Origin of the sequence: Methylobacterium sp., assembly GCF_028290105.1 — a bacterium.
Classification (GTDB): Bacteria; Pseudomonadota; Alphaproteobacteria; order Rhizobiales; family Beijerinckiaceae; genus Methylobacterium.
Genome location: NZ_JAQGKL010000065.1, coordinates 1 through 21754, shown reverse-complemented (window position 1 = coordinate 21754; position 21754 = coordinate 1). Strand labels below are relative to the sequence as shown.

Genomic DNA, 21754 nt, shown 5'->3' with positions numbered 1-21754 from the left:
CCCATGCCGGCGGTGACGAACACCATGTGCGCGCCCGCGAGGTGATCGCGGATTTCCGGACGCTTGGCCGGAGCCTCGGTGCCGCGCGCGTCAACCGCCGGGGCGGCCGAGGCGCTCGCCGCGTTTCGCGCGAGCATGGCCTGCTCGATACCGGTGGCGACCACCGAGACGCGGATGATGCCGTCGAGGCTCTCGTCGAAGGTGGCGCCGAGGATGATGTTGGCGTCCGAATCCACTTCCTCACGGATGCGGGTGGCGGCCTCGTCGAGCTCGTAGAGGGTGAGGTCGTTGCCGCCCGTGATGGAGATGAGGAGGCCGCGGGCGCCCTTCATCGAGACGTCGTCGAGGAGCGGGTTGGCGATGGCCGCTTCCGCCGCGCGGTTGGCGCGGTTCTCGCCAGAGGCCTCGCCGGTGCCCATCATGGCCTTGCCCATGCCGCGCATGATGGCGCGGACGTCGGCGAAGTCGAGGTTGATCAGGCCTTCCTTGACCATCAGGTCGGTGATGCAGGCGACGCCCGAGTAGAGCACCTGGTCGGCCATCGCGAAGGCGTCGGCGAAGGTGGTCTTCTCGTTGGCGACCCGGAACAGGTTCTGGTTCGGGATCACGATCAGGGTGTCGACGGCGGCCTGGAGCTCCTGGATGCCGGCTTCCGCCGTGCGCATCCGGCGCACGCCCTCGAACTGGAAGGGCTTCGTGACGACGCCGACGGTCAGGATGCCCATGTCGCGGGCGGCGCGGGCGATGACGGGGGCGGCTCCGGTGCCGGTGCCGCCGCCCATGCCGGCGGTGATGAAGCACATGTGGGCGCCGGAGAGCTGGTCACGGATCTCGTCGATGACCTCGTCGGCGGCCGCCGAGCCGACCTCGGGGTGCGAGCCGGCCCCTAACCCCTGCGTCACGCCGAGACCCATCTGGATCACGCGCTCGGCCTTCGAGGAGGTGAGCGCCTGGGCGTCGGTGTTGGCGACCACGAACTCGCAGCCCAGCAGGCCCGATTCGATCATGTTGTTGACGGCGTTGCCGCCGGCTCCACCGACGCCGAAGACGGTGATGCGGGGCTTGAGTTCCCGGATGTCAGGTGCCTGCAGACTGATGGCCATGGGTGTCGAGCCTCTCGTGCCTTTCACGTTTCATTTGACGCCTCGATGGAGGGAAGCGCCGATTTTTCGTCTGGCCGTTCGCGCCCACCCTTGGATCAGGGGTTTGGGGCGCGACGGCGGTCGTTCCTCAGAAACTCTCGCGGAGCCAGCGTCCGACGCGCGAGAGGTAGCCGTCCGTTCCCGTACCCGCGAAGGCACCGTGGCCCCGCGGCTCGAAATGCTCCGCATGCGCCACCTGCGGGTAGACGAGGAGGCCCACCGCCGCCGAGAAGGCGGGCCCCTTGGCGGCTTCCGGCAGGCCCCGGATGCCCAGCGGGCGCCCGATGCGGACCTGGCCTTCCATGACCCGGCGGGCCACCTCGGGCAGGCCGACGAGCTGGCTCGCGCCTCCGGTGAGCACCACGCGGCGCCCGGCCTGGGCCGAGAAGCCGGCGGCGCGCAGGCGGTCGCGCACCAGTTCCACCACCTCCTCGACGCGGGGGCGGATGATCCGCACGAGCTGCGAGCGCGGCACGTGGGTGGGGGCATCGCCCTCGTCCTCGCCGACCCCGTGGACCGCGATCATGTCGCGCTCGTCGGAGGCCGTGGCGATGGCCGAGCCGTAGAGGGTCTTCAGACGCTCGGCGGCGGCGACCCGGGTGGAGAGCCCGCGGGCGATGTCCATGGTGACGTGGTGGCCGCCCACCGCGATCGCGTCCACGTGGACGAGATGGCCACCGGAGAACACGCCGACGCTGGTGGTGCCGCCGCCCATGTCGACCACGGCGACGCCCATCTCCGCCTCGTCGTCGACGAGCGCCGAGAGGCCGGCGGCGTAGGGGGTGGCGATCACCGCCTCGACGCCGAGATGGCAGTGCTCGACGGCGAGCATCAGGTTGCGGGCGGCGGCCGCCTCGCCGGTGACGACATGCAGATCGACGCCGAGCGCATCGCCCATCATGCCGGAAGGATCGATGACCGCGCCCTGCCCGTCGATGGCGTAGCCGGTGGGCAGCGCGTGGAGCACGGCCCGGCCGGGGCTGACGCCGTGGGCCGAGGCGGTCTCCAGCACCCGCTCGACGTCGGCGCCGGTGACGGTCCCGGTGCGGGTGCCGACGCGGGCCTCGAAATGCTGCGAGCCGATGCGGCCGCCGGACATGTTGACGATGACCGACTGCACCTCGACCTTGGCCATCCGCTCGGCGGCGTGGACCGCCTGACGGATCGCGGCCTCGGCGGCCTCGAGATCGACGATGACGCCACCCTTGAGCCCCTGCGAGCGCTGATGGCCGATGCCGATGATGCGGGCGAAGTGCGTGCGGCCGCGCAGCGTGGTGAGCGCCTCGGCCGGCTGGAGCTCGGCGATGAGGCAGACGATCTTGCTCGTTCCGATGTCGAGCACCGAGAGGGTGGTGCTGCGCCGGGCCGAGAGAGGCTTCAGGCGTGGGGTGAGGCCGTGCGGGTCGTGCATCGGGCTACCGAGCGGAATGGGTGAGGCGGGACGGGCAAGCGCGATGCGCCGGACGGATCGTGCGGCTCATGTGTTGGTCCCCTTGGGCTTCGTCTTCTTCTGGGATTCGGCGCGGGCGGCGGCCGCCTCCTCGGTGAGCCGCACCACCACCCGGTCGGGCATGCGCAGGTCCACCGCGATGATGTCCTTCTCGAGGATCCGGTTGTCGCGCTCGAGCTTGACCAGCCGGGCCAGGGCCTCGGTGGCCCCGGTCTCGGGCAGGCGGATATCGACGCCGTCAAGCTTCAGGGTCCAGCGGCGGCCGGAGACGTAGGTCCCGGCCTTGACCCGCTCGGCGAGCGTGCCCGCCGCCTCGATCAGCGCGAGGTAGTCCTTGAGCTTGAGGTTGGCGTCGTCGCCGACCACGAGGGGGAGCGCGGCGTAGCGGTCGTCGCGCATCTGGTCGATCACCGTGCCGTCGGCGGCGATCACGGCGATCTCGCCGTTGCGCTGCCAGAGGGCGGCGGGCTCGCGCTCCACCTGGGTGATGACGATCTCGTTCGGGTAGACCTTGCGCACGGAGGCGCTGGCGATGAGCGGAACCGCCAGCAGGCGCTCGCGGGCCTCCGCCACGTCGAGGAACACCACGGAGGAATGCCCGTCGATGCCGGCGGCCTGGAGCACCTCGCGCTCGTAGAGCCGGGCGATGCCCGAGATGGTGACGCGCTCGACGCCGAAACCGGCAAGCCGCGCCATGATGTCGAGGGGGCGTCCGTGCTCGGCCACGAAGCGGTCATAGGCGCCGCTGCCGATGAAGGCTGACATCGCGAGGGCCGCGAAGGAAACCGAGAAGGCCGCCGTGCCGAGGTGGCGCGGCACGCGCCGCTCGATCGGAAGGGCGAGCCGCGAACGGCGGCCGGGCGGCGTGACGCGGCGCAGGCGTGCGGCGAGCGCAGCCCGCACGGAGGCGACCGTGCCGGCGGCCGGGCCCAGGAGGCCGGGACCGCCGAGCGGGCCTTCGGCCCCTACCGGCCCAACGTTGCGTCCTCCACCATCCATTGGACGAGCTCACCGAAACTAAAGCCAGCGTGGGCTGCGATCTCCGGGACCAAGCTCGTCTTCGTCATGCCGGGTTGCGTGTTGACCTCCAGGACGACGAGGGCACCGGTTCCACCCGGTGTGTCGTCGTAGCGAAGGTCCGCACGGCTGATGCCCCGGCACCCGAGTGCTTGATGCGCCGTTAACGACAACTCTTGGACACGCTGGTAAAGATTTGGTTTAATTTCTGCCGGGAGGACGTGGATCGACCCCCCTTCCGCGTACTTGGCGTCGAAGTCGTACCACTCCCCGGAAGCCGGCTTGATCTCGATCACGCCGAGGGCCTTGTCCCCCATCACGGCGCAGGTCAGCTCACGTCCGGCGATGTAGGTTTCCGCAAGGATTTCATCACCATAGCCCCAATCCTCCCGGCCCACTTCCTGGGGCGGATGGGAGCGCCCGTCGCGCACGATGATGACCCCCATGGAGGAGCCCTCGGCCACGGGCTTGAGCACGTAGGGCGGCGTCAGCACATGTGATTTCGCGGCCTCGTGACGGTTAACGACGCGACCCTCCGGAACGCTCACACCGGCCGCCCGCATGACCACTTTGGCACGTTCCTTATGCATCGCGAGGGCGGAGGCCAGCACGCCGGAGTGGGTGTAGGGGATGCGCAGCAGTTCCAAGAGGCCCTGGATCGTGCCGTCCTCGCCCGCCGGCCCGTGCAGCGCGTTGAAGGCCACATCGGGCTTGAGGGCGGTCAGCACGGTGGCGATGTCCGGCTGGACATCCACCCGCGTGACCCGGAAGCCCTGCCCTTCCAGGGCATCGGCACAGGCCTGGCCCGAATTCAGCGAGACCTGCCGCTCGGAGGACCAACCACCCATCAGGACGGCGACGTGCTTGGACATGGGGAACTCCGATGGGTGAAATTAATGGCCGGCAGGATACGCCTTCGCAGGATACGCCTTCGAAGGCCCGAACCATCAGGCTGGGCCGATGCGGACCCGAATTGCGTCGAACACGGCGTCTGCCGCCTGATCCGAGAGCGATCCGATCCGGCGCAGAATGCGTCCGGGCTCGATGCAGGCGAGCTTGACCGGACGAACGACCGACTTGGCATCGAGGCCGGCCGTGGCGAGATCAGCAATCGGCAGATCACCCGGCATGGTCGCGTTACGGGCACTGGTAATCATCGCGATCCAAACGAAGCCCACCTGGGCCACAGCCGGACCGGAAACCACAACGGCGGGCCGACGCTTCTCGGCCGAGCGGTCGGAGAATGGGAACGGGACCACCACCACGGCGCCAGCCGGATAGGGGGCGGCCTCAGAGGTTGGCATAATCTTCCTCGTCGGCGCTGCCGGCCCATTCCGTGAATGTGACGAAGGGGTCGTCTCCTTCCGGTAGTGCCTTCTCGATGCGGACGCCCTCAGGAGACAGGACGTAGCGCACGCGATCTCCGGGGCCGACGTCGAGGTGTTCCCGGACTTCGGACGGCAGCACCGTCTGGCTCTTCACCGAAACCTTCGAATAAGCCGTTCGAACCGCACCACCGGGCATGAGAAGTTCCCTCTCGCTCGCCTTACATCTTACCGACTTACGGTGGAGCGGTCGAGGCCGATGCGCTTGATCTCCCAGTGCAACTCGACGCCGCTGGTCTCGTGCACGCGCCGCCGTACCTCCTCGCCCAATCCCTCGATGTCGGCGGCCGTGGCGTTGTCGCGGTTGATCAGGAAGTTGCAGTGCATCTCCGAGACCTGGGCTCCGCCGACCACGAGGCCCCGGCAGCCGGCCGCGTCCACGAGTTGCCAGGCCTTGGCGCCGGGCGGGTTCTTGAAGGTCGAGCCGCCGGTGCGCTCGCGGATCGGCTGGGCGGCCTCGCGCGCCGCCGTCACCCGCTCCATCTCGGCCTCGATGCTTTCGCGCTCGCCGGGGCGGCCCCGGAAGACGGCGCTCGTGAAGATGACGTCGTCGGGGGCGCTGCTGTGGCGATAGGCAAAGCCCATCTCGGCATGCGTGAAGCGGCGCGGATTGCCCCCCCGGTCGACGCCGTGCGCCTCCACCAGAACGTCGGTGGTCTCACCCCCATGCGCACCGGCGTTCATGCGGAGCGCACCCCCGATCGAGCCCGGAATGCCGCGAAAGAACGCGAGCCCGTCGAGCCCGGCCTCGGCCGCCGCCTTGGCCAGACGCATGTCCGGCACGGCCGTGCCGACCCGCAGGGTCTCGCCGTCGATCTCCACCGCGCCGAAGGCCTTGCCGCCGAGCCGGATCACGACACCGGGCACGCCGCCGTCGCGCACGATGAGGTTGGAGCCCAGCCCGATCACCGTGACGGGCGTCTCCGGGTCGAGGGCCGCCAGCAGGACACCGAGGTCCTCCGGGTCGGCCGGGGTGAACAGCACCTGCGCGGGCCCGCCGACGCGGAACCACGTCAGGTCCGACAGGGGCTGGTTGGCGATGAGCCGTCCGCGCAGGCCCGGTGCGCGGTCCCGGATGGCGGGCGTGATGTCGGGGAAGACGGTCATTGCGGCTGGTGCTTTTCGGAATAATCGACGGACGGCCGAGGGATCATGGCCCCGATAACGGCGCGGATGACATCATCGTCTATCGCGCCCTTGCGAATGCGCAGGGCATCGACGCCGAAAACCCGCTCTCGGAAGACATGCTTCCGGGAGACATGCATCCAAGCGAAGTCGACGCGCAGGCGGACCTCACGCCGGCACGCCGTCCAGGGCCGCCAATTCACCCGGCAGGGCGTAGGCCCATTGCGTGATGTTGCCGGCGCCGAGGCAGACGACGTAGTCGCCGGGCTTCGCGCGGCCCGCGACGATGCCGGCGAGGTCCTCCGAGCGCTGGAGCGCGATGGCGTCGCGGTGGCCGCGCGACTTCAGTCCCGAGACGAGGCCGTCGCGGTCCATGCCCTCGATGGGGGGTTCGCCGGCCGCGTAGACGGGGGCGACGATGACCGTGTCGGCATCGTTGAAGCAGGTGCAGAAATCGTCGAACAGTGAGGCGAGACGGGTGTAGCGGTGGGGCTGCACGATGGCGATGACATTGCCTTCGGTGGAGGCGCGCGCGGCCTTCAACACCGCCTTGATCTCCACCGGATGGTGCCCGTAATCGTCGAAGATCAGGGCGCCGTTCCAGGTGCCGGTCTTGGTGAAGCGGCGCTTGACGCCGCCGAAGCCGGCGAGCGCCTTGCGGATCGCCTCCGGCTCGACGCCGAGTTCGTGCGCGACGGCGAGCGCCGCGGTGGCGTTCAGCGCGTTGTGCTTGCCCGGCATCGGCAGGACGAGGTCCTCCATCTCCAGGCGGAAGCCGGGGCGCCGGTCGCGGATCATGACGCGGAAGCGGCTCTGGCCGCCGCGCAAATCGACGTCGATGAGGCGGACGTCGGCCTGCGGGTTCTCGCCGTAGGTGATGATGCGGCGGTCCTCGATGTGTCCGACGAGGTCCTGCACGATCGGGTGGTCGATGCACATCACGGCAAAGCCGTAGAACGGGATGTTGTCGATGAAGCGCCGGAAGGCGTCCTTGACCGCCTCGAACGAGCCGAAATGGTCGAGGTGTTCCGGGTCGATGTTGGTGACGATGGCGACATCCGCCGGCAGCTTCAGGAAGGTCCCGTCGGATTCGTCGGCCTCCACCACCATCCACTCGCCCTCGCCCATGCGGGCGTTGGTGCCGTAGGCGTTGATGATGCCGCCGTTGATGACGGTGGGGTCCATGTTGCCCGCGTCGAGCAGGGTCGCGACGAGGGAGGTCGTCGTGGTCTTGCCGTGGGTGCCCGCGATGGCGACGCAGGACTTGAAGCGCATCAGCTCGGCCAGCATCTCGGCTCGGCGCACGACGGGAAGACGACGCTCGCGGGCGGCGACCAACTCGGGATTGTCGCGCCGGATCGCGGTGGAGACCACCACGAGAGCGGCCTCCTCGACGTTGCCGGCCTCGTGCCCGATGAAGGTGCGCATGCCCTTCTCGGACAGGCGCCGGACATTGGCGTTGTCGTTGGCGTCCGATCCCTGCACCGTATAGCCGAGGTTGTGCATCACCTCGGCGATGCCGGACATGCCGATGCCGCCGATGCCGATGAAGTGGATGGGGCCGAGCTTGTCGGGCAGCTTCATGGGATCAAGACCAGTCTCAGGGACGTCGGGAGCCGGACGGCCGGCTCGAACGGGACAGATTCAGGCGCGCGTGGCCGTCGCGATCACGATGTCGGCGAGCCGCTCGGCGGCGTCGTGGATCCCGGCGCTTTTGGCGCTTGCCGCCGCCGCGGTCAATTTTTCGGGATTGGTGAAGAGGTCGACGAGCTCCGCCGTGAGGCGATCCGCGGTGAAGGCCGATTGAGCGATCGCCTGCGCGGCGCCGATGGCGCTGAGCGTCGCGGCGTTCGCGGCCTGGTCCTGGTCGAGGGCGCCGGGGAGCGGCACCAGGATCGCGGGCCGGCCGATGGCGGCGAGTTCCGAGACCGTCGAGGCGCCCGAGCGCCCGATGACGAGATGCGCCGCGGCCATGCGCGCCGGCAGGTCCTTGAAGAAGGGCGCGGCCTCGAAGCCGGCGAGCCCCAGGCCGAGAGAGTGGTTCTGGACCTGCGTCAGGTCCTCGGCCCGCACCTGCTGCACGAGATGGAGGCGGGCGCGCAGGTCCGCCGGCAGGTTGGCGATCGCGGTGGGCACCACCTCGCCCATGACGCGGGCGCCCTGGCTGCCGCCGAACACGAGGAGGTGAAGGGGGTCGCCGGGCCCGAGGATGGGATAGGCGGTCTTCGCGGCGTCCAGCACCGCCGGGCGCAGGGGGTTGCCGGTATGGGTGCGCGGGGCGAGCGCCTTGACCGGCACGCCCCGCACGTCGCGGAACCCCGTGGCGATGGCCCGGGCGCCACGCGCCAGGAAGGCGTTGGCTCGGCCCATCACGGCGTTCTGCTCGTGCAGGATGGTGGGCACGCGCAGGATCTGCCCGGCCAGCATCGGCGGCACCGTGGGGTAGCCTCCGAAGCCCACGATGGCCGCCGGATTGATGCGCTTGATCTCGCGGGCCGCGACCCCGAAGCCGCGCCCGAGGGTAAGGAGCGCGGTGCCGCGCTTGATCAGGGAGCGGCCGGAGGGCGTGGCCGACGCGATGGTGACGATCTCGGAGGCCGGAAAGCCGGTGGCGATGGAATCCACGCGGGCATCGGTGGCCAGCGCCACCCGCACGCCCCGCGCGCGCAGGACGTGGGCGAGGCTCTCGGCCGGAAACAGGTGCCCGCCCGTGCCACCGGCACAGAGCAGGATCGTGGCTGTCGCGACGGTCAACGCATCACTCCGGCGATGGTCGCCGGGGCGGTCCCCGGCGGCTTCTGGGCGAGGGTGGTGGTCCGGGGGCGCTTGCGGGTCAAGGCCACGAGGAAGCCCATGCCGAGGGCCAGGGAGATCAGCGAGGAGCCGCCGTAGGAGACGAAGGGCAGCGTCATGCCCTTGGCGGGCATCAGACGCACGTTCACCGCCATGTTGATGCAGGCCTGGAGCCCGAACAGGGTGGTGAGACCCGTGATCGCCAGCCGCGAAAAGGTGTCGTCGGTGCGGCGCGCGAGTTTCAGGCCACGCATGACGATGTAGGCGAACAGCAGGACCAGGCCGAGGCAGACCAGGGTGCCGAACTCCTCGCCGGTGACGGAGAAGATGAAGTCGGTATGCGCGTCGGGCAGGTGGCGCTTGGCGACGCCCTCGCCGGGCCCGGTTCCGAGCCAGCCGCCGGAATTGAAGGATTGCTGGGCCCAGAAACCCTGGAAGTTGTCGCCGGAATCGCTGTCGAGGAAGCGGTCGATGCGCTCACGCACGTGGTGCAGGAAGCGATAGGCCGCCGCGACGCCGATGAGACCGCCGGCGCCGAGGCCCGCGACCCAGAACCAGTGCAGGCCGGCCACGAAGAACAACGAGCACCACACGATGGTGATGAGCATGGTCTGACCGAAATCCGGCTGGAGAAGCAGGGGAACGATCGTGACCGGCAGAAGCAGCATGGCCAGGAGGCCGCCCGGCATGTCGCGCCGCTGCGCGCCCTCCGAGAAGGCCCAGGCGGCCACCACCACGAAGGCGGGCTTCACGAATTCCGAGGGCTGGATGCCGATGGCGCCGAACTGGATCCAGCGATGCGCGCCCTTGATTTCCGGCCCGAACTTGCCGGCGTGGATGCACAGGGCGACGCCCGCCATCCAGGTGAAGAGGGCCACCCGCCGGATGTGGCGCAGGGACAGGAAGGACACCGCGACGATGATGAGGATCGTCGGCGCGAGATAGAGCGCCTGCCGGTTGAGGAAGTGGAAGGTCGGCAGGCCGATCTTCTCGGCGACGGGGGGCCCGCCGCCCATGAGGAAGACGAGGCCCGCCACCATGAGCGCGCCGAGGCCGGCGAGCAGGCCGCGATCGACGGTCCACCACCAATCCGTCAGGGGCGTGCGTTCCGCGCGGGACATCATGGGATCAGCGCTCTCCGGAACCTCGCGGCGCCCGAAATGAGCAGCCGAACGCGGCCGGCAGCGTCACGCCGGCACGGATTCGATCCTGTGCCGGAATGGTAAACCAAGTGTTGCGTTCACCACGTCGGGGTCGTCGCCTCGGACCGGCGGAGGCCTCAACGATTCATGTTCTTGAAGCGGCAGGTGCGGCCGGTATCCCGGTAGCCGGCCGGGCAGCGCCGCACGCAGGCCCCGGCCGCGAATTTCAGCGGGGGCGGGCAGGATCGGTTGAAGCGCCCCTGCCCGTACACGAAGTCCTTGGCTGAATTCCCGGCCTGCGCCGGACCGGCGCCCTAGAACGGGAGGACGACGGACAGAAGCAGGGCGGACGATGCGAGACCGAGGCGCATGGGCGTTGTCCGGAAGGGATGGGCGCCCGGACAACGCCGATAGGTGCGCCCGGTTCGCCCTTAGTCTCGCTCGGTTCGCCCTTGCCTCGCTGAGGCGACTTTGCGCGTCACGCGGCCCTGCAATCCTCGAACCCGGCGCGGATCGCCTCCGGATCGAGCTTGCGCCCGATGAACACCACCCGGGAGACACGGGCCTCGTCGTCCTTCCACGGGCCCTGCAGGTCGCCGTCGAGGATCTGGTGGACCCCCTGGAAGACGAAGCGCTGCGGCTCGTTCGGGAAGGCGACGATGCCCTTGCAGCGCAGGATGTCGGGTCCCTGGACCTGGGTCAGGGTCGAGATCCACGGCATGAACTTCTCGGGGTCGACGGGCCCGTCGATCTTGGCAGAGACGGACTGCATCTCGTCGTCGTGGTGATGATGGTGCCCTTCCTCCAGGAAGTCGGGCTCGATGTCGAGGATTCGCCCGAGATCGAAGGCGTTGCGCTCCAGCACCGCATCGAGGGGCACGGCGCAGCGCTCGGTGCGGTGGACCTTGGCGTAGGGATTGATCCCACGGATCAGGCCCTCGACCCGGGCCAGATCGTCCTGCGAGACGAGGTCGGCCTTGTTGAGCAGGATCACGTCCGCGAAGGCGATCTGGTTCTTGGCCTCGGGCGCATCCTTGAGGCGGTCCGAGAGCCACTTGGCGTCGGCCACCGTCACGACGGCGTCGAGGCGGGCGGCGGCCCCGACATCTTCGTCGATGAAGAAGGTCTGGGCGACGGGGGCGGGATCGGCGAGCCCCGTGGTCTCGACGATGATCGCGTCGAACTTGCCGCGCCGCTTCACCAGGCCGTCCATGATCCGGATGAGGTCGCCGCGCACGGTGCAGCAGACGCAGCCGTTGTTCATCTCGAACACCTCTTCGTCGGCGCCGATGATGAGGTCGTTGTCGATGCCGATCTCGCCGAACTCGTTGACGATCACCGCGTAGCGCTTGCCGTGGTTCTCGGTGAGGATGCGGTTGAGGAGCGTGGTCTTGCCCGCGCCGAGATAGCCGGTGAGCACGGTGACGGGGATCTTCGCGGTCGGGTTCGGGCTGTCGGACATGGGGGCTCTTCAAGGATGGCGCGGAGGGCGTCGCTGCCCGCTGTTATATTGTGTCATCGCCCCGCGATGAAAGCCCGGCGGGCGCCAGGCCCGCGCAGAGGGCATCGAGCGTTCCGCGAAAGCCCATCGGTCCCGCGAGCAGGCGCTCCATCAGGAGCGCACCCTCCAGGGTCGCCACCACCATGCGGGCGCTGGCCGCCGGCTTCACGGACGGCCGCACGCACCCGGAGGCGATCCCGTCCGCCAGCACCGCCTCCAGCCAGGCGATGTGCTTTTCGAAGAACCGGGCGATGTCGGCGCGTAATGATTCGGGTAGCGCCTCGCCCTCGATCGCCAGGACGGCGCAGAGGCATCCGAGCCCCGCCTCGACCCCACCGAGATAGAGCCGTCCGTAGGCCGCGATCCGCGAAATCGCATCCGGCTCGCCCGCCAGGATCCCGGCGAGCGCCGCGTCGTAGCGGGCATCGTAGGCCGCCACGAGGGCGTGGGCGAGGTCGGCCTTGGTCCGGAAATGGTGATGGATGCTCGCCTTGCGGATCTGCACCGCCTCGGCGAGATCGGCATAGCTGAAGCCCGCGTAGCCCCCCCGGCGCACCAGGATCTCGGCCTGCAGCAGGAGTTCGGTGCGGGTGTCCCTCATCGTCCGGAATCGTCTCCGACCAGCGCCTCGTCCACGCGGGACCGTGATCGCACGGCCCCGGACAGACCGACTTATGGCGTTGACGGCGCCCAAAATCTACCTACTACTTGGTAGAAAGAAGACCGGAGGACACTCATGCGGGCTGATGCGGCTCGAGCCGGAACGCGGTGGTCCGGCGCGACGCGACGCGGCGCCCTGTTCGGGGGCTTGTGCCTGTGCTGCCTGCCGACGCTCGGGCGCTCGGCGGAAGGCTTCGACCTCGCCGAGGTGGGCCCGGGTATCTTCATCCGGCGCGGCCCCGACGCCGAGGCGACCGCCGAGAACAACGACGCCATCGCCAATATCGGCTTCATCGTCGGCGACCGCTCGGTCCTCGTCACCGAATCCGGAGGCAGCCTCGCGGACGGCGCCTGGCTGCGCGCCGAGATCGCCAGGCGCACGGACAAGCCGGTCAGCCACGTGGTGCTCACCCATGTCCACCCAGACCATTGCTTCGGCGCGGCGGCGTTCGCCGAGGACAAGCCGGTCTATGTGGGCCACAGCGCGCTGCGGCCCGCCCTCGATGCGCGCGGCGAATACTATCGCGCCCGCCTGGCCGAGATCCTGGGGCCCGAGAAGGCCGGCCGCGTGGTCTATCCCACCCTGGAGGTCGGGACCGAAGCGGAGGTCGATCTCGGCGGACGGATCCTGCGTTTCACCGCCCACGGCGCGGCGCACACGACCTGCGACCTCTCGATGCGGGACTCCGCCAGCGGCATCCTGTTTCCCGCCGACCTCCTGTTCGTCACCCGCATCCCGTCGCTCGACGGCAGCCTCAACGGCTGGCTCATGGAGGCGGAGAAGCTGAAGGCCATGGGCGCGGCCAAGGCGGTGCCGGGTCACGGGCCGACCCTGGTCGACCTCGTGCCGGCCCTCGACGACCTCACCCGCTATCTCACGACCCTGCGCGACGAGACCCGCACGGCCATCGCGGCCGACACGCCCATCGAGAAGGCCGTGCAGACGGTGGGCCGCGCCGAGCGGGACCGGTGGGCCCTGTTCGACACCTATCACGGCCGCAACGTGACCCAGGCTTTCAAGGAACTGGAGTGGGAATGACGGGCCGGCCCCGACCGGCGCCGGAGGATGTGCTAGACTTCGCGACAACAACGACAATCAGTCCAACAAAACATCAGCCAGGAGAAACGCCGTGACCGCATCGCTCGCCAAACCCGTCCTCATCCGCTCCATCCTGGCGGCGCTGACGCTCACCCTGCCGCTGGCGACCGCCGGGGCCGTGATGACGGCGGGCGCGGTTCATGCCGCCGGGGCCTCGGACGACGAATCCGAGCGTCTCGCCCGCTGGAAGGAGATCCAGACGTCGATCTTCGGCACCCGCCCGATCGCCACGACGGACAGCCTCGTGAAGGTCGATGCGCCGGTGCGCGCCCTCGATGCCTCCCTGGTGCCGATCACCCTCACCATGCCGGAGAAGGATCGGATCGCGGGCGTCCACCTCATCATCGACGACAACCCGTCGCCCTACGCCGCGCACATCGCCTTCGGGCCCGGTGCGGATGCCGGCGAGATCAAGCTGCGGGTGCGGGTGAACAACTACACCAACATCCACGCGGTGGTGGAAACCAAGGACGGCCAACTCTTCGAGACGACGAAGTTCGTGAAGGCCTCCGGCGGCTGCTCGGCACCCATGGGCATGAGCGACGAGGAGGCGATGAAGGGCGTGGGCGACATGAAGATGAAGTTCGCCGAGAGCCAAGCCGGTGGCCCCGTCGAGGCGACGCTGATGATCCGCCACCCGAACTTCAGCGGCATGCAGATGAACCAGGTCACCCGCGAATACACGCCCGCCCGCTACATCAACAAGGTGGCGGTCACCCGCGGAGACCAGACCGTCCTGACCCTCGACGGCGACATCTCGATCGCCTCGAACCCCGTCATCAACTTCGCGCTCCAGCCCGGCGGGCGGGGCCCGATCAAGGTCACGGCCTCGGACAACCAGAACGGCCGCTGGGAGCACAGCTTCACCGCCCCGAGCGCCACCAACTGAGCGGATCACGCGTCCGATGCAGCGCCTCGCCCGGATCGCCGCCTGCGCCGCCCTCGTCCTCGGGGTGGCAACCGCTGGTGCGGCAGCGAACCCCGCCATGCAGAGCCCGGCGGATTCGCCCGTCAACGTGCCCGAACCCGACGGGATCTGGACCGGGCCGCAGCGGGGCTACACCCCCGCAACCCTGTCGGGCGCCACCGTGATCGATGTCGACGGCCTCGATGCCCTGCTGGCGCGGGACAAGCCGGTTCTCCTCGACGTCTCCATGGCCGACCGGCGCCCGGCGGGTTTTCCCGCCGACCGGCCCTGGCTGCCCGCCCACCGCTCGGTTCCGGGGGCGGTCTGGATGGCCAATGCGGGGGCCGCTCCCCTCGATGCCGCCCGCGAGGCCCTGTTCCACAAGCGCGTCGCGGAGCTGACCGGCGGCGACAAGCAGCGGACCATCGTGGCTTTCTGCCACCCCGAGTGCTGGGGCAGCTGGAACGCCGCCAAACGGCTGGTGCTCCAGGGCTACACCCGCGTGCACTGGTTCCCCGACGGCATCGAGGGCTGGCAGGAGCGCCACCCCACCACGGTGATCCCCGAGGATGCGGCCTGGAGCGCAGGGCGGACCGGCGGCGAAGCTCAGCGCTGAGCCCTTCGCCTGGACGGCTCCCGACGCACGATCCGGGCGCTGTTGACTCCCGGCCAGTTGTGGCAGAATAAAGGCAGCGATAGGCGCCCCGAAGTCTAGGGAGGGAACGCCCACCAGAGAGCACGAAGAAGCGACGCCATCGCTTCTATCGCGGCCTGTGGGCGATCTTGCGAAGGCAAATGTTTTTGCCGTACGGATCTGCGCTTGTGCACGTGATCACTTCGCACAACTTGCCGTCAGCAATCGCCGCGCAGGGGGCGACAATGGCTCGGGACCGTCATGCGGGCCCGCGCGGTCCCCGCGGCATTGGTGTATAGAGACCCCACCAGCAGACGGTCCGGCGCGTTCCCGCCGACCGCGCCGGCCGGGTGGAGTTCGATGTCGCAAGCCGTGCAGTCCCGCCGTATCCGCGCGATCGATCTGGCCAAGCGCAAGGCCGCTGGCGCGAAGATCATCGCGCTGACCGCCTACCACGCCCATACCGCCGGCATTCTCGACCCCCATTGCGACTTCATCCTCGTGGGCGATTCCCTCGGCATGCTGATGCACGGCATGGAATCGACCCTGCCGGTCACCCTGGAGATGATGATCGTCCAGGCGCAGGCCGTGATGCGCGGGACATCGCGGGCGCTCATCGTGGTGGACATGCCCTTCGGCTCCTACGAGGCGAGCCCGCAGCAGGCCTTCCTCAACGCCGCCCGCGTGCTCAAGGAGACGGGGGCCGGGGCGATCAAGATGGAGGGGGGCGCGCGCTTTGCCGAGACCGTGGCCTTCCTGGTGGAGCGCGGCGTGCCGGTGATGGGCCATATCGGCCTCACCCCCCAGTCGGTGAACACCATGGGGGGCTTCAAGGTGCAGGGCCGCGAGGCCGACGGGGAACGCCGCCTGATGGCGGATGCCCGCGCCATCAACGACGCGGGTGCCTTCGCCATCGTCATGGAGGGCATCGTCGAGCCGGTGGCCCGGGCCATCGCCACCTGCCCCGACATCACCGCGCCGACCATCGGGATCGGCGCCACCATGGCCTGCGACGGACAGATCCTCGTCCTCGAGGACATGCTCGGCCTGAGCGACCGCGTGCCGAAATTCGTGAAACGCTTCGGCACCCTGCGGGGCCAGATCGAGGCCGCCGTGAAGGACTATGCCGAGGAGGTCCGCTCCGGCGCTTTCCCGGCCGACGAGCACACCTACCAGCCGCTCTGAGCCACACCCGCGCGATCGCACGCTTCGATCAAGCGGGGTGCCGGACGTTCATGCCCAGTGCCGGCATGGCCCGGGCGTTGCCGCGCCGGTGGCGACGATGGCGGCGTGCGAGCGCGCCTACGCCGAAATCCCTCGCTGCGGACCGGCATCGCACGGGCGCACAAGCCTGACGGACGGCCTGGATCCTTGCCTCCCATGACTGTGCTTTCGCGGCAACGACGGCCCTGCGTGACAGCAGCCACCCTTGCCAAGCCCTGAGACTGGCGGTAGCCCGGACTCAGAAAAGCATTATATTACAATAGTTTACAGTCATTCCAAACTGCGCCTCGCGCCGCCCCTCGCCCCTTCGGCGAGCCCGTCGTGCTGCGTCCTCGCAAGGATCTCCCATCATGTCCGCATCTCGGGTGTCTCGGACGTCCCTCGCCCGCTGGGCCCTGGCAGGGCTCTCGCTGGCCGCGCTCACGGCACCGGGGCGGGCGCAGCAGAGCGCGGTGACCCTGGAGACGCTGAGCGTCGAGGGCACCGCGCGGCGCAACGGCAATGGTGCCGTGGCCGCGCCCGGCACGCGGGCGCCGGAGACCGCGCGGGGCCCCGTCGACGGCTACGTCGCGACGCGCAGCGCCACCGCGACGAAGACCGACACGCCGATCATCCGCACGCCGCAATCGATCAGCGTGATCGGCGCGCAGCAGATCGAGGCCCAGCGCTCGCAGACGGTGGCGGAGGCGCTGCGCTACACGCCGGGCGTCTACGCCAACCAGTTCGGCCCCGACACGCGCCTGGACTGGTTCCTGATCCGCGGTTTCTCGGCCACCGACACGGGTCTGTTCCGGGACGGGCTCCAGCTCTTCCAGACCGCGTTCGCCAATTTTCGCATCGATCCGTTCGGCGCCGAGCGCATCGAGGTGCTGCGCGGGCCCGCCGCCACCCTGTTCGGCGGCAGCCCGGTGGGCGGCCTCGTCAACATCGTCTCGAAGCGCCCGACGGCGGAGCCCCTGCGCTACCTCGAGCTCGGCGGCGGCTCCTTCAACCAGCGCTATGCCGCCTTCGACCTCGGCGGCCCGGCCGATGCCGAGGGCCACTGGTTCTATCGCCTCACCGGGCGGCTGCAGAACAGCGACGCGCAGGTGCAGTTCGCGCCGGAGGACCGCTACTACATCGCCCCGAGCTTCACCTACAAGCCGGACGGGGCCACGACCTTCACGGTGCTGACCAGCTTCCAGCGCGACGAGACCGGCGGCGCGGGCCAGTTCCTGCCCTATTCGGGAACGGTCCGGCCGAACGCGTCGGGCCTGCGCATTTCGCGCAGCCTGAACGCCAGCGACCCGCTGGTGGACCGCTACACCCGCAACCAAGCTAATCTCGGCTACGAGTTCGAGCATCATTTCGACGATGTCTGGACGGTGCGACAGAACTTCCGGTATTCGTTCACGGAGGTGCGGGATTCACGCTACGTCGGCAACGGCTACGCCAATGCCGCCGAGACGGAACTCGCCCGCTACGGCTTCCTGACCACGCCGCATGCCGGCCTGTTCGCCGTCGACAATCAGGCCGAAGCGCGGTTCAACGACGGGTACTTCGGCCATAAGCTGCTGATGGGCGTCGATTACAAGCGCTACAGCCTGTCGGACAACCAAGCCTCGACGCCGTTCCCGCCGGACGTGCCGGTCCCCTCCCTCAACATCCTGTCGCCCCGCTACGGGCAGTTCAGCTCGACGCCGGCCTCCTACCGGGTGCTGAACCAGCAACTGCAGCAGGTCGGCCTCTATGCGCAGGATCAGGTGGCGCTGACCGAGCGCCTCACCTTCCTGATCGGCGGCCGCCAGGACTTCGTGACCAACGACCTGCAGAACAAGCTCGATGCGTCGCTCTCCACGAGCCAGAACGAGAGCGCGTTCACGGGCCGGCTCGGGCTGATCTACAACTTCGACAACGGGTTGGCGCCCTACGTGACCTACGGCACCTCGTTCAATCCGACCGCGGGTGCGGACTCCAGCAACCGGCCGTTCAAATCCGATCGCGGCGAGCAGGTCGAGATCGGCGCCAAGTTCCAGCCGGTCGGCTGGAACACCCTGTTCACCGTGGCGGCCTTCGATCTCGTGCGCTCCAACGTCCTGACGCCGGACCCGAATTCCATCTTCAACAACCTGCAGATCGGCGCGGTGCGTTCGCGCGGCTTCGAGGCCTCCGCGGTCGCGACCCTCGCCGAGGGCCTGAACGTGGTGGCGTCCTACACGCTCTACGGCCTGCGCACGATCGAGGGCACCACCCTCGATCTCGGCAAGACGCCGGTGGGCATCCCCGAAACCTTCGCCTCGCTGTGGGCCGATTACACGATCCCCACCGGCGACTTCCGGGGCTTCGGCTTCGGCGGCGGCGTGAATTATGTCGGCCGTTCCTATGCGGATGTCGCCAACACCCTGACGGTGCCCGAATACGTCACCTTCGATGCGGCGGTGCATTACGAGCGGGACGGCTGGCGCGCGGCGGTGAACGTGCAGAATGCCGGTGACCGCCGCTTCGTCGCGTCCTGCTCCTCGGCCAACGCCTGCTTCTACGGCACGCAACGCCGGATCATCGCCAGCCTCGGCTACAAGTGGTGAGACGGGCGGGGCCTCGTCCCGCCTGAAAGCAAGAAGGGCCCCGCCTCACCAGCGGGGCCCTTCCTGTTTCGTGGAGCGAGCGGAGCACCTCGGGGGTGCCCCGCCGAAGCCGCCTTATTCGCAGACGCGGACGCGGCGGACGTGCTCGTAGCCATAGGCGTCGACGTAGCCGCGACGCTCCATGTGGCAGACCTCTTCCTCGACATAGACCGGGCGCGGGGCGCGGTAGACCGGGCGGCCGGGATAGTAGCCGCCGTCGTTCTGCGACGAGGCGATGGCGCCGCCGATGGCGAGGCCGCCGAGCACGCCGAGGGCGGCAGCGCCACCCGGGCCGATGCCGTCGCGCGCCTGGGCGCTTGGGGTCGCCACGACGGCGACCGAGGCGGCGACGAGGGCCGCGACCAGCGAATTCTTCATAGCTCCGTTCCCTTGATCCCGAAGAAAGACGTTGAAAGACTCTGGCAAATCAGAAGCGTCACCGTGGGAGAGAATCACCGAACGGTTGATGAACGGTAAGGACTTTCGCCTTCGATCGCGCCTCGCCTGTGCGTTCCCTCACGCAGGGTTGAAGATCGCACAGGATTATCTCGCTCGCCTGCCTGCGTGTCCGCATGCGGGCGTCAGATCGTACCGGCAGGCTCTTCCACGAGCGCGAGGAGCGTCCGGCGCAGCCAGCGGTGGGCGGGGTCGTCGTCGTAGGAAGCATGCCACAGCATCGAGATCGCCACGTCCTCGAGTTCCACCGGGGCCGGGCTCACGGTGAGGCCGAGCGTCCCGGCAAAGTAGGTGGCGAGCCGCGCGTGCATCGTGGTCAGCACGGGGGCGCTTCGCACCAGGAACGGCACCGCCAGGAAGCGCGGCGTCGTCACCGCCAGCGTCCGGCTGCGGCCGAGCTTGGCCAGGGCGTCGTCCACCACCCCGTGCGCGGTTTCCTTCAGGCTGGTGAGCACGTGGGGGAAGCGCAGGTAATCGTCGAGCGAGATCGGCGGCGTCAGGCCGACGAGGTCGGGGTTGAACATGCAGACATAGCGGTCGCGGTAGAGCAGGCGCTGCTTGTGGTGGGTCTGCCCCTCCGAGAAGAGGCCGATGCCGAGGTCGACCCGGTCGGCGTCGAGTTCCTGCAGGATGCGGATGCGGTCGATGGAGCGCAGGAGCAGGCTGATGCCCGGCGCCTCCGCCCGCAGATGGGCCAGCAGACGCGGGACGATCAGCACCTCGGCGCTGTCCGGCAGGCCGATGGTGAAGGTGCGCGTCACCGTGCGCGGATCGAACTCGGCATCGCGCCGCACCAGCGCCTGCACCTGCCGCAGCAGGGTCCGGACCGGCCCGGCGAGCGCGAGGGCCCGTGGCGTCGGGCGCATGCCCTCGGGTGCGCGGGTCAGAAGCTCGTCGGAGAACAGGGCGCGCAGGCGGGCGAGGCTGCTGCTCATCGCCGACTGACCGATGCCGATATGGGCGGCCGCCCGGGTGACGCTGCGCTCGGCGAGCAGGGCGTCGAGGGCCACGAGCAGGTTCAGGTCGACCCGCGCGAGATCGACATGGTCAATAGTCATTATCGATTCGTTCTGTTTGATCCATGCTGCACCGCACAGCATATTCGCCTCACAAGCAAGGGCATCGGGCCCGTCGCCCCAGAGCAGAGATTCACGATCATGACCGTTCGCACCACCCTCATCGCCACCGCCATCGTCCTCGCCACCTTCGCGGGCGCCGCCCGGGCCGAGACGATCAAGCCCCGCGACGGCGGCAGCGTCAGCCTCGGCGACATCGCGGGCGTCGCCTACTACACCGCCGAGCCCAAGGGCTATCGGGTCGTGGTGACCCTCGCCCGCACCGAGACCGCCGGGGCGATCCGCTTCGAGACGGTGCTCACCAATGGCCAGAGCGTCACGCTCTCGACCCCGCGCGAACTCGGCGCCGAGGCCCAGTCGGTGGAGATCGCCCGCACCGGCGACACCGTCTCCGTCTCCCGCGCCAAGGCGGCGGTGACGCGCGAGGCCGCGGCCCTGAACTGAGGCGACGCGCCGTGAAGGCGCCCCACGACCCAACGCCTCCCGGCTCGCTTGGCCGGGAGGCCCATGACGGAGCGGGCGATCTGTCGCGCGTGCTTCGGGATTGAGCGCGGGCCGGCGTGTTTTTCGGCTGTGCCTGACCGGCCGCTCGGGCCACAATGCCCCTCCCGAAACGACCCGAGACTCGACCATGCGCGCTACCCTGCCGATCGCCCTGATGGCCCTAATGGCCGGCACCGCACTTCCGGCGATCGCGCTGGAAGGACCGGCCCCGGCCAGGCCCGGCGAGACGGCGACCGCGCCGGTCGCCCCGGCCAAGCCGCGCGTCGTCATCGTGGCGACCGGCGGCACCATCGCGGGCGCGGGCGCGGATGCGGCCAACAGCGCCACCTACCAGGCCGCCAAGGTGCCGGTGGACAAGCTCATCGCCGCCGTGCCGGCGATCGCGGGGGTGGCGGAGGTCCGCGGCGAGCAGGCCTTCCAGATCGCCTCCGAGAGCTTCACCAACGCGCAATTGATCCAGCTCGCCAAGCAGGTCTCCGCGCTCGTCAAGCGCGACGACGTCGACGGCGTGGTCATCACCCACGGCACCGACACGGTGGAGGAGACGGCCTATTTCCTCGACCTCGTGGTGAAGACCGACAAGCCCATCGTGATGGTGGCCTCGATGCGCCCCTCGACGGCGATCTCGGCCGACGGTGCGCTGAACCTCCTCGATGCCGTAGTGGTGGCGGGCGCCAAGGATGCGCGCGCCAAGGGCGTGCTCCTCACCATGAACGACGAGATCCAGGCCGGGCGCGACGCGACGAAGCGCGTCAACATCAAGCCCTCGGCCTTCTTCAGCCAGTGGGGGCCGCTCGGCATGGTGGTCGAGGGCAAGACCTACTGGTTCCGCGCGCCGGTCAAGCGCCACGGCACAGCCTCCGAATTCGACATCGACGCCATCGACAGCCTGCCGGAGGTCGCCATCGTGTACGGCTCGGGCAACATGCACCCGGAGCCTTACACCACCGCCGTGTCGGGCGGCGCCAAGGCGATCATCCATGCGGGCACCGGCAACGGCTCGGTCGCCGGCTACCTCGTCGACACCCTGAAGGAC

Annotated in this window: 21 protein-coding genes and 1 pseudogene; 7 read left to right on the top strand and 15 right to left on the bottom strand. The window is 69.2% G+C overall.

The features are described 5' to 3' along the window. The 13 genes and pseudogenes from ftsZ to JWQ05_RS04875 all read right to left on the bottom strand — a co-directional run. Positions 1 to 1103: cell division protein FtsZ (gene ftsZ, locus JWQ05_RS04935; RefSeq protein ID WP_299655399.1), on the bottom strand; the 1103-nt coding region annotated here is incomplete at its 3' end. A 127-nt stretch (positions 1104 to 1230) separates the two neighbouring features. Further along, positions 1231 to 2553 carry a cell division protein FtsA gene (gene ftsA / locus JWQ05_RS04930; RefSeq protein ID WP_299655397.1) on the bottom strand — a complete coding sequence of 441 codons (1323 nt, stop codon included), beginning with the start codon at positions 2551 to 2553 and terminating at the stop codon, positions 1231 to 1233. 66 nt (positions 2554 to 2619) lie between these two features. Further along, the gene (locus JWQ05_RS04925) at positions 2620 to 3591 is read right to left on the bottom strand and encodes a cell division protein FtsQ/DivIB (protein ID WP_299655395.1); all 972 of its coding nucleotides are present in this window, start codon (positions 3589 to 3591) and stop codon (positions 2620 to 2622) included. Then, positions 3558 to 4481, bottom strand: coding sequence for a D-alanine--D-alanine ligase (locus JWQ05_RS04920; RefSeq protein WP_299655392.1), 924 nt, complete (start codon positions 4479 to 4481; stop codon positions 3558 to 3560). Before JWQ05_RS04920 ends, JWQ05_RS04925 begins: the two co-directional genes overlap by 34 nt. Positions 4482 to 4556: 75 nt before the next feature. Next, the gene (locus JWQ05_RS04915; RefSeq protein ID WP_299655389.1) at positions 4557 to 4874 is read right to left on the bottom strand and encodes a type II toxin-antitoxin system PemK/MazF family toxin; all 318 of its coding nucleotides are present in this window, start codon (positions 4872 to 4874) and stop codon (positions 4557 to 4559) included. Between the two features lie 25 nt (positions 4875 to 4899). After that, entirely contained in the window at positions 4900 to 5091 is a 192-nt protein-coding gene (locus JWQ05_RS04910; protein WP_299655386.1) for an AbrB family transcriptional regulator, read from the bottom strand. Positions 5092 to 5162: 71 nt separating this feature from the next. Next, on the bottom strand, positions 5163 to 6101 hold the full coding sequence (murB, locus tag JWQ05_RS04905; RefSeq protein ID WP_299655383.1) for a UDP-N-acetylmuramate dehydrogenase: 939 nt from the start codon (positions 6099 to 6101) through the stop codon (positions 5163 to 5165). 186 nt (positions 6102 to 6287) lie between these two features. Then, entirely contained in the window at positions 6288 to 7703 is a 1416-nt protein-coding gene (gene murC, locus JWQ05_RS04900; RefSeq protein ID WP_299655380.1) for a UDP-N-acetylmuramate--L-alanine ligase, read from the bottom strand. A 60-nt stretch (positions 7704 to 7763) separates the two neighbouring features. Continuing rightward, entirely contained in the window at positions 7764 to 8873 is a 1110-nt protein-coding gene (gene murG / locus JWQ05_RS04895) for an undecaprenyldiphospho-muramoylpentapeptide beta-N-acetylglucosaminyltransferase (protein WP_299655377.1), read from the bottom strand. Continuing rightward, positions 8870 to 10036: a putative peptidoglycan glycosyltransferase FtsW gene (locus tag JWQ05_RS04890; protein WP_299655374.1), complete on the bottom strand. Its 1167-nt coding sequence runs from the start codon at positions 10034 to 10036 to the stop codon at positions 8870 to 8872. Before JWQ05_RS04890 ends, murG begins: the two co-directional genes overlap by 4 nt. Before the next feature lie 155 nt (positions 10037 to 10191). Next, a pseudogene (locus tag JWQ05_RS04885) lies at positions 10192 to 10425 on the bottom strand (hypothetical protein). Between the two features lie 107 nt (positions 10426 to 10532). Beyond that, a complete protein-coding gene (locus tag JWQ05_RS04880; RefSeq protein ID WP_299655371.1) occupies positions 10533 to 11516 on the bottom strand; it encodes a GTP-binding protein in 984 nt (327 codons plus the stop codon). 43 nt (positions 11517 to 11559) lie between these two features. Continuing rightward, on the bottom strand, positions 11560 to 12156 hold the full coding sequence (locus JWQ05_RS04875; protein ID WP_299655368.1) for a TetR/AcrR family transcriptional regulator: 597 nt from the start codon (positions 12154 to 12156) through the stop codon (positions 11560 to 11562). Positions 12157 to 12291: 135 nt separating this feature from the next. On the opposite strand from JWQ05_RS04875, the gene JWQ05_RS04870 reads away from it, so the two are divergent. The 5 genes from JWQ05_RS04870 to JWQ05_RS04850 all read left to right on the top strand — a co-directional run bounded on the left by JWQ05_RS04870 (position 12292) and on the right by JWQ05_RS04850 (position 18643). Continuing rightward, the gene (locus JWQ05_RS04870; protein ID WP_299655365.1) at positions 12292 to 13254 is read left to right on the top strand and encodes a quinoprotein relay system zinc metallohydrolase 2; all 963 of its coding nucleotides are present in this window, start codon (positions 12292 to 12294) and stop codon (positions 13252 to 13254) included. 181 nt (positions 13255 to 13435) lie between these two features. Next, a complete protein-coding gene (locus JWQ05_RS04865; protein WP_299655402.1) occupies positions 13436 to 14203 on the top strand; it encodes a quinoprotein dehydrogenase-associated SoxYZ-like carrier in 768 nt (255 codons plus the stop codon). 16 nt (positions 14204 to 14219) lie between these two features. Next, complete coding sequence (locus JWQ05_RS04860; RefSeq protein ID WP_299655362.1) at positions 14220 to 14837, top strand: rhodanese-like domain-containing protein; 618 nt, start codon at positions 14220 to 14222, stop codon at positions 14835 to 14837. A gap of 378 nt (positions 14838 to 15215) precedes the next feature. Next, positions 15216 to 16040, top strand: a complete 825-nt coding sequence (gene panB / locus JWQ05_RS04855) for a 3-methyl-2-oxobutanoate hydroxymethyltransferase (protein WP_299655359.1) — start codon at positions 15216 to 15218, stop codon at positions 16038 to 16040. Between the two features lie 389 nt (positions 16041 to 16429). After that, a complete protein-coding gene (locus JWQ05_RS04850; protein WP_299655357.1) occupies positions 16430 to 18643 on the top strand; it encodes a TonB-dependent siderophore receptor in 2214 nt (737 codons plus the stop codon). 114 nt (positions 18644 to 18757) lie between these two features. Here the strand turns inward: JWQ05_RS04850 and JWQ05_RS04845 are convergent, their stop codons facing one another. Continuing rightward, positions 18758 to 19060 (bottom strand): hypothetical protein, encoded by a 303-nt coding sequence (locus JWQ05_RS04845; RefSeq protein ID WP_299655354.1) that lies wholly within the window; start codon positions 19058 to 19060, stop codon positions 18758 to 18760. A 203-nt stretch (positions 19061 to 19263) separates the two neighbouring features. After that, the gene (locus JWQ05_RS04840; RefSeq protein WP_299655351.1) at positions 19264 to 20196 is read right to left on the bottom strand and encodes a LysR family transcriptional regulator; all 933 of its coding nucleotides are present in this window, start codon (positions 20194 to 20196) and stop codon (positions 19264 to 19266) included. 99 nt (positions 20197 to 20295) lie between these two features. Here JWQ05_RS04840 and JWQ05_RS04835 point away from each other — a divergent pair, with 99 nt between their 5' ends. Both JWQ05_RS04835 and JWQ05_RS04830 read left to right on the top strand, forming a co-directional pair. Then, positions 20296 to 20658 (top strand): hypothetical protein, encoded by a 363-nt coding sequence (locus JWQ05_RS04835; RefSeq protein ID WP_299655348.1) that lies wholly within the window; start codon positions 20296 to 20298, stop codon positions 20656 to 20658. 187 nt (positions 20659 to 20845) lie between these two features. Next, a partial coding sequence (locus tag JWQ05_RS04830; protein ID WP_299655345.1) for an asparaginase occupies positions 20846 to 21754 on the top strand: 909 nt, incomplete at its 3' end.